Origin of the sequence: Crocosphaera sp. (assembly GCF_030064895.1) — a bacterium.
Taxonomy (GTDB): domain Bacteria; phylum Cyanobacteriota; class Cyanobacteriia; order Cyanobacteriales; family Microcystaceae; genus Crocosphaera.
The window spans coordinates 61,788-75,443 of record NZ_JASJEB010000003.1 but is presented as its reverse complement, the minus strand read 5'-3'; the positions used below and the strand labels follow the sequence as shown (position 1 = coordinate 75,443).

The 13,656-nt window shown below is 37.1% G+C and carries 10 protein-coding genes; 3 read left to right on the top strand and 7 right to left on the bottom strand.

The features are described 5' to 3' along the window. Window positions 1-37 precede the first annotated feature (37 nt). Together QNJ66_RS01425 and era are read right to left on the bottom strand one after the other, a co-directional pair. Window positions 38-3,322, bottom strand: a complete 3,285-nt coding sequence (locus QNJ66_RS01425) for a response regulator (RefSeq protein ID WP_300502331.1) — start codon at window positions 3,320-3,322, stop codon at window positions 38-40. A gap of 95 nt (window positions 3,323-3,417) precedes the next feature. Then, complete coding sequence (era, locus tag QNJ66_RS01420) at window positions 3,418-4,362, bottom strand: GTPase Era (RefSeq protein ID WP_300502329.1); 945 nt, start codon at window positions 4,360-4,362, stop codon at window positions 3,418-3,420. A gap of 189 nt (window positions 4,363-4,551) precedes the next feature. Between era and QNJ66_RS01415 the strand changes: the two genes are divergently transcribed. Together QNJ66_RS01415 and QNJ66_RS01410 are read left to right on the top strand one after the other, a co-directional pair. After that, window positions 4,552-4,863, top strand: a complete 312-nt coding sequence (locus tag QNJ66_RS01415) for a hypothetical protein (protein WP_300502327.1) — start codon at window positions 4,552-4,554, stop codon at window positions 4,861-4,863. Further along, a complete protein-coding gene (locus QNJ66_RS01410) occupies window positions 4,856-5,224 on the top strand; it encodes a putative toxin-antitoxin system toxin component, PIN family (RefSeq protein ID WP_300502325.1) in 369 nt (122 codons plus the stop codon). The genes QNJ66_RS01415 and QNJ66_RS01410 overlap by 8 nt, the downstream gene beginning before the upstream one ends. Window positions 5,225-5,357: 133 nt before the next feature. Here QNJ66_RS01410 and QNJ66_RS01405 read toward each other — a convergent pair whose 3' ends face one another. From QNJ66_RS01405 to QNJ66_RS01385, 5 genes are all read right to left on the bottom strand, one after another. Then, window positions 5,358-7,625, bottom strand: a complete 2,268-nt coding sequence (locus QNJ66_RS01405) for a GUN4 domain-containing protein (RefSeq protein WP_300502323.1) — start codon at window positions 7,623-7,625, stop codon at window positions 5,358-5,360. Window positions 7,626-7,832: 207 nt separating this feature from the next. Next, a complete protein-coding gene (locus QNJ66_RS01400; protein WP_300502321.1) occupies window positions 7,833-9,239 on the bottom strand; it encodes a hemolysin family protein in 1,407 nt (468 codons plus the stop codon). 26 nt (window positions 9,240-9,265) lie between these two features. Then, window positions 9,266-9,973, bottom strand: coding sequence for a hypothetical protein (locus tag QNJ66_RS01395; protein ID WP_300502319.1), 708 nt, complete (start codon window positions 9,971-9,973; stop codon window positions 9,266-9,268). A 262-nt stretch (window positions 9,974-10,235) separates the two neighbouring features. Beyond that, a complete protein-coding gene (tsaD, locus tag QNJ66_RS01390) occupies window positions 10,236-11,306 on the bottom strand; it encodes a tRNA (adenosine(37)-N6)-threonylcarbamoyltransferase complex transferase subunit TsaD (RefSeq protein WP_300502317.1) in 1,071 nt (356 codons plus the stop codon). Beyond that, window positions 11,284-12,972, bottom strand: coding sequence for a mechanosensitive ion channel domain-containing protein (locus QNJ66_RS01385; RefSeq protein ID WP_300502315.1), 1,689 nt, complete (start codon window positions 12,970-12,972; stop codon window positions 11,284-11,286). The genes tsaD and QNJ66_RS01385 overlap by 23 nt, the downstream gene beginning before the upstream one ends. Window positions 12,973-13,291: 319 nt before the next feature. Between QNJ66_RS01385 and QNJ66_RS01380 the strand changes: the two genes are divergently transcribed. Beyond that, window positions 13,292-13,618 (top strand): hypothetical protein, encoded by a 327-nt coding sequence (locus tag QNJ66_RS01380; protein WP_300502313.1) that lies wholly within the window; start codon window positions 13,292-13,294, stop codon window positions 13,616-13,618. Window positions 13,619-13,656: the final 38 nt, after the last annotated feature.

Genomic DNA, 13,656 nt, shown 5'->3' with positions numbered 1-13,656 from the left:
AACTGCTTCAGGAACCATCATAGCTTAGTTTGTGTCTTTATTGTTCTACCAAACTGTTGACTTCTAGTAAAACCTCCCCAGCAATTAAGCGTTTAGCAGCATCTAATAATACGTCTTCTATGTAAGGCTTAACAAAATACCCCTTAGCCCCCCGTTCGGCTGCGATACGCTGCATTTTCTGCGCTCCACGGGAGGTAATCATAGCAATGGGAATGGCAGCAAGTCTCTTATCTTCTTGGAGACGAGACAATAATTCTAACCCTGTCATTCGGGGCATTTCGATATCACAGAGAATTAAAGCACAAGATAACCCATCCCGTAATTTTTCCCAGGCTTCCTGACCGTCTCTGGCCTGTTCTACCTCATATCCGGCCTTAGTAAAGCTCATAGATAACATTTCTCGAACCATAACCGAGTCATCAATAATTAATACCAAGTTACTATCAGAAGAAGAGGATGGCTCATTCGTTGCAGTTTCCTGAGAATCAGCCCTTGGTGACGGTTTGGGCATGGGTTTTTTGGTGCTACCAGGTAATAAAATTTCTCCTACTAGCATTCGTTCGGCGGCATCTAAGAGGGTTTGATCCGGACAAGGTTTCGTAAAGTAAGCAGTTGCGCCGAGTTTAGCAGCTACCTTACGATGGCGATCAGCCCCACGGGAGGTTAATAAGGCTACAGGTAAGGAGGCAAGACCAGGTTCTTTTTGTACATTGGATAAGAACTCTAAGCCATTCATGCGTGGCATTTCAATATCACAGAAGACGAGATCGCAAGGTAAACCAGAACGTAGTTTTTCCCAAGCTTCTTGACCGTCGCGAGCCTGTTCCACTCGATAACCTGCCTTACTAAAGCTCAAAGATAATAATTCTCGCACTGTAATCGAATCATCCACAATCAATACAGTGGGTTCATTATGTTCTCCTGTCAAGGTTTCAAAGGCTTTATCTTTCTTCTGCCAGAGACTATTACTGCTATCGGTACGTAACCTTCCTTGGGCAATAGCGATCAGTTCCAGAACATCCCCGATGGGCATAATGGTTCCATCCCCGAGTACCGTCGCCCCGGCAATACCAGCCGGTTTAGGAATGGGCCCCTCGATTTGTTTAATAACAATTTCTTGTTCTCCAATCACCTGATCCACTTGTACCGCCAGTAAAGTACCGGCACCTCTTAAGATGACCAAAGACACGGTATCTTCTTCGTGTTTACCGCCATAAACACTACTACGACCCAGTTTCCTGTTATAAGACAAAAGGTCTTTGAGGCCATAAACCTGCAGACGTTGACTATTCCAAACTACGAATTTTTGTCCAGTTTCATCTTCCACTAAATCTCTGGGTAGATAATCCTTCATGTCTTCTACCCCATCCATAGGAAAGGCAATACGGGCGCGATCGCTTATACAACAGAGGGCTTTACTGATACTGAGGGTTAGGGGTAAACGAATGGTAAAGGTGGTGCCTTTACCTGGGTTAGAATCAATGTTCACCGATCCCCGAATATCCCGTAAACTGGTGCGAACCACATCTAAACCAACGCCACGACCGGCAAAGTCATCGGCTTTATCACGGGTACTAAACCCTGGATGGAAGAGAAAGTCATAAATTTCGCTTTCTGAGAGCAAATTGGCTTCTTCAGAGCTAATCAGACCTTTTTCGATGGCTTTTCGTTTAACTCGTTCGGCATCGATCCCACCCCCATCATCGGCAACGGTGAGCACGGTTTGATTTCCTTGGAGAAAGGCTTGTAATTGTATTTTTCCTTCCTGGGGTTTACCCTGTTTTTCTCTGATTGCCGGTTCTTCAATACCGTGAGTAATGGCATTATTGACCAAGTGGGTCATGGGATCATAGAGTTGTTCGAGAATCATCTTATCGATGAGAACATCTCGCCCATCTACTAGAAGTTTGGCTTGTTTTTGTAATTTTCTGGAAATTTCCCGAATGGCACGAGGTAAGCGATCGGCTGTGTTGGCAAAGGGAACCATGCGAGATTTGGTCATCCCTTCTTGTAACTGGGTAGTTACTTGTCGCAGGTTACGGGCAACTTGTTCGGTTTCATCTACCAAAAATTGAATGTCGGAGGCTGATTCTCTAACCCGAACAATCAGTTCGATCATTTCTTGGGAGAGTAAATGGAAACCGGTGAAACGATCCATTTCCAGGGCATCTAAATCTTTATCTTCTTCCTTATTATCTAGTTTGACCCCGTTATTCTGGTTATTATTGTTCAATCCTAAGATATCTGGCGATCCACTGCGGCCTTGACCCCGAGTTGCTAATAAAGCTCCTTCCAGTAGGGTTCGTTCGTATAAATCTTGCATTCTTCCTCCCACATCACTGAGGTTATGGACTTGGTTAAGGAGGTTCTCTAAAAATTGTCTAAGTCTTTCTTGATCCTGTTCTAAACTGTTGCGTTTAACGACTAATTCCCCGATCAAGTTACTGAGGTTATCCAGTTGTTTGATGGGAACCCGCATGGTTTGTTCAAAGGCTTTTGTCTTGGTAACTCGGGCCGCAGATGTTCCAGCAAAGCGTTTTCCTGGGGATGGCAGAATAGTAGGAGACCCTCCCATGGTGCGATCGGCTTGTTTAAGGAGGTCTTCAAGCTCTCCAAAACCATCATCTGTCTCTGAATCTGGTTCTTGGGAAACTGTGGCAACTTCAGAGAAAGTGGCCGGTGATGTAGAAGAGATTGCCTCTTTTTCAATCTTAGCAGGGGCGGCGATTAAGGCTGCTAATTCGGCAACGGTGGTCTCGTCTAAAACTGCTTCGGTTGCAGGTTGTGCTAGAAATTGCTCTAGGGTTTCTAAGGGCGGATATATAGAGGAAATGACGGCAGGGGTTTTCTGCTGAGATTCGTTTGTACCGATGAGTTTTTGCAACTCTTTCATCTCATCGTCTTGGCCAAATTCATCAAACACGGAGGTTAAATCATCCAAAAATTCCTCATGACTGTCTTCTTGGGGAGAAGATGTTTGCCATGTTTCTGAGACTTCTTCTAATAGGTTAACCAGTTCTGATCCTGATTTCTCATCGTTGCCATTGTGATCGTCTTCCCAGGTTATATCATCATTAAAAAGCTCATTAATTTCCTCATCCGATGGCAAAGAGGATAAGGTGGAGCTTTCCCTCAGAGGTTTAGATTCTTCGTCCCATGAGGTGGCTGATAAGTCTTTTTCAAATAAATCGACTAATTCGTCTAATTGTTGCTCAGATTCTAGAAAACCTGAGTCCTCACCCAAGTCATCAAAGAGTTGGGCGATATCTTCATCAAAAGATTCTTCGGTAAATTGATCTGGGTTAGAGTAACGACTGTTCATGACTGGGTCCTATCAGCTTGGGATGAGTGCCTCTTGGGTTTAGAGTACCCAGTGTTTTGCCAAAAATTATAATGTTGGGAAATCTTTTTGGAAAATTACTCTTCTACTCGATAACCAAATTCTGCTAGACGTAGGTTAGACTGTCTCCACTGGGGTTCAACTTTGACAAAAAGTTTTAAATAGACTTCTCCTGCAATTAATTTTTTAATTTGTTCTCTGGCAGCAGTCCCGATGGCTTTGAGCATACTCCCTCTTTGTCCAATAATAATTCCTTTCTGAGAGTTTCTTTCAACGTTAATAGCAGCAAAAATTTTGGTTATTTTTGGTGTTTCTTCTACTTTTTCGATGGCAATGGCAACAGAATGGGGAATTTCTTGGCGGGTCATTTGTAATATTTGTTCTCTGATTAATTCTCCCATAATAAATCTTTCGGGTTGATCGGTAATTAGATCGGGAGGATAATAATAAGGTCCTGGATCTAGTTGTTCAATTAAACTATTTTGCAGGGTTTCTAAGCCATCTCCTGTGAGTGCGGAAAATTTTATTATTGGCCAATTATAATCTTGAATTAAAGTGGCGTAACTTTCATCTATTTCTTGATAGTTTTCTGGTTGTTGATCTTGTTTATTGAGTCCTAAAATAATGGGTTGATTAATGGTTTTGAGGAGATCAATTATATAGCGATCGCCTCCTCCTGATTTTACGGAACTATCTACTACTAATAAAATAATATCAACAGTATTAATAGCTGTTTTGGCGTTTTTAACGATAATTTTTCCTAAGCTATGATGGGGTTTATGTATTCCTGGGGTATCTACAAAGATAATTTGGGCTTTTTCTGTGGTTAAAATTCCTCTTAGTCTGTTACGAGTGGTTTGGGAAACTGGAGAAGTAATGGCTATTTTTTGTCCGATTAATTGATTCATTAGGGTTGATTTTCCCACGTTAGGACGGCCTATTATTCCTACAAATCCCGATTTAAAACCTTCTGGTGCAATAGGAATGGTTGATAAATTACTTAGGTTTAGATTATCATTCATTAGCTTCTTTTTTTGAGTTTAATATTTCTATTTTAACAATAAGTAGCACCAGGAAACTATATAATTAAATTTATCCATTAAAATTGACTAAAATTCACAACATTTTTTTATTATATCAAAATAAAACCTAAGTCTAAATTACCCTACCAAGTATAATTTTTTCTTATTACCATAACTACTGGAGAGACTATGATGGGATTAGTGGGAATAGTACGGTTTCTACAAGTTGGCAACTTTGCTATAATAACACTTAGCAGAAAATTAACAAAAAATCTAGGTTTTATGCAATCTATTACGATTAATGTTGAAGATAGTACAAGACAAGCTTATGATAAAGCCGATGAGCAAACAAAGCAAGAGGTAAGTTATCTTGTTGCAGCTTTTTTAGATGATAAATGGCAAAATTTAAGTTTAATTGAAATCATGGAAAAGATTGGTAAAAATGCACAAGCAAGGGGTTTGACTCCTGATATTTTAGAGGAATTGTTAGAGGATGAATAAATTAAGATTAGTCATTGATACTAATGTTTTTATTAGTGCATTACTGAACTTTAATTCTGTCCCTTTCAGTGTTATAAAGATAGCTTTTGAAAAACATATTTTATTAGGTTCTGCTGAAACAGTAAGGGAAATTAAAAGGGTTTTATTTCGGAAAAAGTTTGATAAGTATATATCTAATGAAGAACGTTATGCTTTTTTGGCAAAGTTTTTAACAACTTCTCAAAATGTAATCATTGTCGAACGGTTTAATGTTTGTCGGGATACAAAAGATAATTGTTTTTTGAATTTGGCTGTTAATGGTAAGGCTAATTTTATTATTACAGGAGATAAGGATCTATTGGTTTTAAATCCCTTTCAATAAGTAGAAATTGTTAAACCTGAAGCTTTTTTAAGTCTAGCAAATAGGAACGTTAAATAGACTTCTTGTGAAAATATTTCATTTCTAATGGGCTTAATAATATTAAGTCCCTACAATAATATTAGAAATTTTGACTTCATAAAGCCGATATATTACAGTTTATAAGTCTTTGCGCGAGAGAAGAAACACCTATGAAGGTGTCCAAAAGGTTTCTGGCGAAATGGTTAGGAAAGTGTCCCTCGGGTTCTCCCAAATAGCTGCCTCCTTTTCTCCAACCGACGTGATCGCAAAACTCATACCATATTTTTTTATTATAGTTTCTTGTTCCACCAAGGTCATCCACATAAATTTTTTTCTGTACACTGAAGCCAAACTTACCCTTACTATATTTAACCCAAAGTTGATCGAGAATGCTTAATTCCTCGCAAGGGAAATTATCAAAATCTTCCCGGTCAAACAGTTGGCCTTCTTCTTTGCCAACGGTTTCAATCATCAAGCGATAGGTTTCTTGATCAGCGTATTTGAATTGCTGATTTTTGAGGAGTTGTTCTAGTTTTTGATAACGAGCATTTTGTACAGTAGAGGATATGATTTGTAATTCCTTTTCTATTTCAAAATCAATTTGACGAGAGGTTTCTTTGAGACATTCATAAGCTAAAGATGTTGCTTTAGGGTGTTGAATATTAATAAGATCACGGATAAAAGAACTAGGGTTTCTCAGTTGTGCAACATAAAGTATAATGATTGCTTTCCACCATTGATCTTGCCAATTTTTTAGTAGTAAATCTTCTTGTTGAGTGCGTTTAATTTCAGCAGCAGCTAAATATTCCTGAAAGCTTTTATGTGCAAATTCATATTGATCATCCACTTTCACTAATAACTCACTAACCTCCTCAATTTTCTTAAGAAAGCTTTGACCTGTAATCGATCCATCAATTAGTTGTAGGTACTCTGTTAGTTTTACTTGTAGATACTCTGGTTCAATTTTTGTTAAATTTTCTTGAACCATAAATAACGCTAAATGTTGTAATATTTGCTGACTTTCATTCGGTTCTAAAAGCATATCAATTTGTCGAGAAAGTGGTCTATCTCCTAATTGTAAGCGAACAATTGAACGATATAAGTCTCCACGTCCTTGCTGTAGTTCCCCATCAGGATAAGAAGAATGTAAGTTAACAATCATATTTAAGAGAAGAGGATTTTTAGCAAAGTCAGTTAAAGAGTTTTTCTCTCCTTCTTTGGGTTGAAGTTGTTGCACTAAGCTAGAAGCTTTTCTATCAGCTTCTGCTTTAACAATAGGTTGATTAGGTTCAGCACTTAAATGACGTTCTCTGCTTAAATACCATTGTTGTAAAAATCTTGCTTGTTGTTCTGGGGTAAAGGGTTTTACGAATAGGTTAGTATTGGGTTTATATTCTGATTGATACTGACGATAACCAGCAGGACGGGAAGTTAAGATAAAGAACGTTTGAGGATAATTTTTAAGACAATTTTCCATCCATTCACTAACAGATTTTTGCCATTTTTCTTTAACTTCATCAAACCCATCAAACATAACTAAAAAATGACCTTTACGAAGATGATTAATTGCCCAATTTTTTGATAATTTAAGGTCTTTTCCTTGGGGAAGATTGGGAATATGATATTTTTCTATTAAAGTTGGTAAATCTGGTGCATTTGGTTGAGAAATAAGTTCTTGCCATTTTCTTAGGTACAGCAAAACAGGCAATAATTTAGGTGCGTTATAAGCTTTTTTTCTGTGTAATTTTTGGGTGTAAATATAGGTTACATGACGTAATAAAGTGGTTTTACCATATCCTCCCCAAGCTTGAATAATTAAAGAACGATATGACGGATTTTTAGATGATTGTTTAAGAATGTGCCAAATACTTAACCCGTCTTTAGAAAGCATTTGTTGTGTTAATTCTTGCTCCCAAGAAAAACCAGGAGATAAGGGTAAATTTTTACCTTCTGAGTTGCGGATAAAACTACCGCTTAATTCAAGAGAAACAAAAACATCTCTTAATTGAGGACGAAAAATATTATTAAGTCCTTCGGTTTTATATTGAACACATTCGTTACCTTGACATTTGAGATATTTATTATCGGTAGCTGCTAATTGCCATTTTATTGCTTCGCTTAAACTATCAGTAATTCGTTTAAAAGCATCAGCACCCTTTTTTCCTTCCTCGCTATAAATTTCAGTTAATCTATCTAAAAAAGATTGAGAATAGGCTGCCCAAATGGTAGATAATACTGTTGAAGGAAAAGTAATGATAGCGTTTCCCCATTCAGAGTTAATAATAGACGATCCTAACAAAATAGCAGATCCTCCCAATGGAGCATATCCAAGGATAACTTTTACAGCTTTTTGAATTGGTTTTGATGTTTTTTGATCGTTCATAAGATTAACTTAAATTATTCTATTTTTAACACTAATAATTAGATTTTTTTTAGCTAGTTTACTGCATTATATTTGATGTAGTGGAAGCAGGATTTTTGCTATTTTTATAGTTAGGTCTTCTGCATTTTCATTTTAGTTTAAAAAGTTTACTATAATGTTGAAGATATTAAGAAGATTTCTCGTAGCTCACAATGACAATTAGAGAAATCATTTATTATCAGTTTCACTCTTACTATCATTAGAATTTTGTAAAGTTTCAATCTGATTTTCTGAAGGTGCAAGAATGGGAGGATGTTGTCGTCTGAGATGAATTTGTAGCAAGCGTGGTCCTTGGGACTCTATAATAGTAAAAGATAAATTTTCATACTTCAAAGTTTCTCCTTCGCTCGGTATTTTTTGCCACTGATATAATAAAAATCCACCCAAAGTTTGATACTCATCCGTTACAGGTAAATCTAACCCTAAAACATCATTTAATTCTTCAACATTTAGTTGCGCTTCTATCAAAAAATTATGTTCATCAATCATTTTTAGAGTATCTTCTTCTTCGATAATTCCTTCCGCATCATTGCCCAAAATTTCTTCAATTACATCTTGTATAGTAATCAGTCCCGATGTTCCCCCAAACTCATCAACTACCATCACCATTTTTAACTGCGATCGCTGCATCAAAGCTAATAATTCATCTAAGGCCATGGACTCAGAAACAAACTTAACTGGTTTGATCCAAGATTCAATAAAAGCAGTTGGAGTTAACTCTCCTTTACTTAAAGGTTCTGCCAAATCTTTAAAATCAATAATGCCTACAATATCATCAAGGGAGTCTCCTTTGACTGGGTAACGAGAATGTCCCGTTTCTGTTACTTCCTTTAACAACTCTTCAAAAGTGGCCGTTTCTGCGATCGCTACTAACTGGGTACGGGGAACCATGACTTCTAAAGTGGTAACTTCCCCAAATTCAAAGATATTTTTCAGTAATTCTCGTTCTTGTGCCTCTAAACCAGCAGATTCTCCTTCCGTCGCAATAATCAACTGTAATTCTTCCGTTGTTACTTGACTATAAACCCCGTTTGTGTTGTATTTAATGCCAACACTGCGTAACAAATAACGGGTAGATTGGTTTAAAATCCAGATAAAGGGGTTAAAAACTTGAGCAATGACACCGATAGACGGACCCAAAAAACGGGCTAGTTGTTCAGAGTAAATCAAAGCCACTGATTTTGGGCATAATTCCCCTAAAACGATTTGTAAATAGGCTAAGGCCAAAAATGCCAGAGGAATAGCAATACTGTGGGCTAAACTGTTGCGGAGAACCTCAGATAAAGGTAATTTTTCTAAAATTTCCAACACCAGTCTAGCTATGGTACTTTCCCCGATCCAACCCAAAGCTAAACTAGAAAGGGTAATGCCTAATTGAGTGGTAGACAGAAGGCGATCGAGACTACGTTGCAGAGATTGTACTGTTTGCGCTTGAATATCCCCTGCTTTGACTAATTGACTAACGCGCGATCGCCTCACTGAAACCATAGCAAATTCTGCTGTTACAAAAAAGGCGTTAATGGCTATCAATAAGAGAATTGATAAAGCCCGTATCAAGATAGCTTGGGTAGTCATATTTGCGGTGTAATAATCACCAATATTTATTGAATAACAGGAATTTGAGCGATATTCAACTGTAATTTTTGATCGGGATAATCGGTTAAATTGAAAGATAGGGTTTGACTGTCATTAACCAATGCACGGGGAATTTTGACTTTACCGACAAAATTATCACTATTGGGGGGTAATTCTTGGGGAAGTCCCTCTGTTATGGCACTTAAGGAGCGTCCTTGACTATCTTTGACCTCTAAAAAACTATAAAGGAATCTGACGGGGGTTAGACCTTGGTTTTGTAAATTAACTTTAAAGGAGAGGCTTGTTCCTTCGTTTTTGGCCTCTTCTATCTCTAACTTAACTCCTCTATCTTTAACCTGTAAGGGTAAGTTAGCGACGGTTTGGGAGGTTTGAAGATCCTGGGTGTTACTGTCTATAGATTGACTGGTTTTGTCTTCTTTTTGGTTATTTTTTGATTTTTGTTTTTTTTCAGTGGCTGCTGCTTCGTTTTTCTTATGGGTATAGTCGTATACTTTGATTAAGATAGTTTTTTCGTCAATGGGCTTAAATTCAGTGGGTTCAGTGGATTTTTGAGTTCCCTTGCCTAGTTTCTTGCTGGGATTGATTTCTGGTTGACTAACCCCTTCAAGGGCTTGAGCGCCCATTTGGTAGGCGAAATAAGCACTAGCGGTTCCGGCTCCTGACATAACGAATAATAGCAGTAAAGTCAGTTTTAAGGTTCGATTAATTTTCATTGTAATTAAAGATAGACTTTAAAATTTTACTTGATTATATTGAATTATAATCCGTCGTAAAGTGTTCCGCTTTGGGTGGGGAGTTTGGAGAGTGTGGGGAGACGGGGAGACGGGGAGACGGGGAGATGGGGAGACGGGGAGATGGGGAGATGGGGAGATGGGGAGATGGGGAGATGGGGAGATGGGGAGATGGGGAGATGGGGAGTGTGAGCATCCTGCTCACTAACCGAAATATAGCGTTTCTCGGACTCATGAAGTATATTTATCTCTGTACCTCATAAGTATCAGAACTGCTATATAGACTCATGACATCAGTAATGGGTAAACGAGATTGTACCCCTAAATTCCAAGAAGAAATATGTCCCCTTTCCAGGTGATCACAGGCTGCACAGGCTATCATGGCAGCGTTATCGGTGCAAAGTTTTAGGGGAGGGAAATGAACGGTTAAATTGTGTTTTTTTGCTGCTTCTTGAAGATGATTTCTTAAACCACTATTGGCAGCAACTCCACCACCAACGGCAATATGAGTTAGGTTATGATCTAAGGCGCAAGTAATGGTTTTTTTGGTTAAGGAACGGGCAACGGTTGCTTGAAAACTAGCAGCTAAATCTGCAATGGGTAAGGATTCCGAATTTTCTTGTTTGAGCTTTTCTACTAATCGTAAAACGGCTGTTTTTAAGCCACTAAAACTAAAGTCATAGGGATGATAACCGCCTTGGGGTAAAGATATTTTTCCTTCGGGTAAACTAAATCTTTTCGGATTGCCTTCAGTTGCTAATTTATCAATAATTGGACCCCCTGGATAGCCTAAGTTTAATAATCGGGCTACTTTATCAAAAGCTTCTCCTGCTGCATCATCACGAGTGTTTCCTAATTGTTCATAAATACCACAATCTTTTACATGAATTAAACTGGTATGACCACCGGATACTAATAAACATAAAAAGGGTGGTTTCCAATCGGGTTGACTGAGATAAGTTGCGTAAATATGACCTTCTAAATGGTGAATTCCTAAGAAGGGTTTTTGATGAATCATGGCTAAGGTTTTCCCTGCTGTTTCTCCTACCATTAAAGCTCCAATTAATCCCGGAGCAACCGTTGCTGCAATGCCATCTATATCATTCCAGGTCAATTTTGCTACTTGTAAGGCTTCTTCAATACAAGGGTTGATGGTTAAAAGATGTTGACGTGAGGCTTCTTCTGGAACTACCCCACCATAACGTTTATGGAGGTCAATTTGAGAGGCAACAATACTACTATAAATTTTCTGCTCATTAACAATAGCAACAGCCGTTTCATCACAACTGGTTTCAATGGCTAATATTGTTTTCATCGGGGTTAAAATTTTCTTTTTCTTGTGTTTTATTTAATTTTATATCTTTATTTTGCTCTTGGCTAGTCTGATGATTAGAATTTTCTTTTAACCAGGTTGCTAAACTATTAGATAAATTTGCTAAAGAATTAATCAACTCGGGTGAAATATTTTGTGAAGGTAATTCACTAGAACGGAAGTGTAAGTCTCTTTGGGGGAAAGGAATTTTGATGCCTTCTTGTCTAAAGTGACTATCAATTTTGAAGTAAATATCGCTTTTAATTTGAAATTGTTTATAAGGTTTACTAATCCAAACCAATAAGTTAATCTTAAGAAAACTGTCCCCAAATTCAGAGAAAAAGACTTGAGGAGATGGCATAGATAAAATATCTTGATGGTTTTTAGCAACATTAGTTAAGATGTTTTTAACTGTTTCTAAATTAGAACCATAGGCAACATTAACAGGAATTTTTAAGCGCGAAATAGGACTAGAATGACTCCAATTAATTACTTCTGAATCTAAGAAACGGGAGTTAGGTAAGATAACAGAAATTTGATCTAATGTCTTAATTTCTGTACTTCTAACACTAATTCTTTCTACTGTACCCATCAATCCAGCAACTTCAACAAAATCTCCAATTTGTATAGGACGCTCAAAAATTAACACCAATCCACTAACAAATTCTTTGGCAATTCCTTGCAGTCCCAAACCAATACCTACACCTAAAACACTAGCAAAAACTGTTAAAGAACTTAGGTCTAATCCCCAAACTTGTAGAACAACAATAGTACCTAAAAATATAAAGGTATAGTTAAAAATTAAAGCTGTGGTGTCTTGAACTGAACGACTGAGTCCAGTTGCAGTTAATAATTTTGATTTTAATACACGGCTAACCATTCGAGTTAAGGTTACTAAACCAATTAGTAACCCAAGTAAAATAAAAAAGTCAATTACTGAATACTTCTGATTGCCTAAAGGAAAAATATCAGTAATTAAACTAAATCTTAAAATATCAATGATAAAATCACTCCATTGGCGAGTTTTAGAAAATAAACTACTTATATAAACAAGGGCAATAATCCAAATTATTCCTCTTATTATTGTCAATAAAACTAACAATATAAATACCTTAAGCTTAAGAGAAGATTGACTAGGATGGCCGGTTAATGGTTGAGAGGAAAAATTAGAATTAGAAGGGTTGGGATCGGTTGGTGTTGTTTTCAGAGGGTTCAGCCAACGTTGCCAAATTACTCCTAATTTCCAAGATAAAATAGAGGCGATAAAAATAATAGCGATCGCAAAAATAATGGCTTTAATATAATATTGTAATGTTCTTTCGTATTCGGCTTTGCTAATGGCAACTTCTAGGGTATTTTTCCAAGCTAATGCTTGTCCTTTTAAACTTTTTCCGATAGGAACATCATTATAGGTAACGGATAAAAAATAACGGTTATTAATAGTAATCACGGGAACTTCTTGCCCTGAATCAATTTCGACAACTGCGGGGGCGTTACCGCTTTCTAATATTTTTTCTAAATGATTATTGGCTTCTGTTGCTCTTTGTTGTGCTGTATATTGTCCTGATTCACTGACATAAAATAGGGTTCTTCCTTCCAAAATTATGGGTGCTGTTGGCTTTTCTTGTCCTAAAATTGGATGAAGACAAACCAAAAAACTAAAACTCATTAAAATTGTCAAAATCCAGGGTATCAAAGATGTGATTAACTTTGATTTCTTGTTGAAAAGATACATATCAATTGAGATTTATTTTTTGATATCATACCTATGATAACGAAGGAATGACATTTTTTACAACTTATAGTTAATTCAAATAGAAATGAGAAAAAACTTGCCTACTGTATTGTTACCATAGTGAGCAGAATACTCACACTACTCTGTCTCAAACTTATTTGAAACGACTACACTTATTATCTAATGGTTTTTCTAATTATTAAACTACTCTTAAACAAAATTACTTGAACGTTTAGAGATTATAAAAACCTGGATGCAAGATTACAGCGAGAGTATCATAGACACAAAACCTGGCTTGGAACCTTGGCAATTTTATGAGTCTTCGACTCGTCGAGAAAATCGAATTTATCTACATCTGTTAATGAAGCCTTATGACACCATTAAAGTGCGAGGTATTCCCATTAAAAGAGTCAAATCTGTGTTGGCTCTACCATCTGCAACTCCTCTAGAATATCATCAACGGTGTGCTATTGTGGATTCCCTGTTTAATGAAGACCCAGAAGGGGAGTTAACTATTATTATTCCTTCTTCTTCTGTTAATGATTATGCAACAGTTATTGTCATTGAAATTGATGAATAAACTGCTGCGATTCCTAAAAAAAGGCGTTGCACCATTCT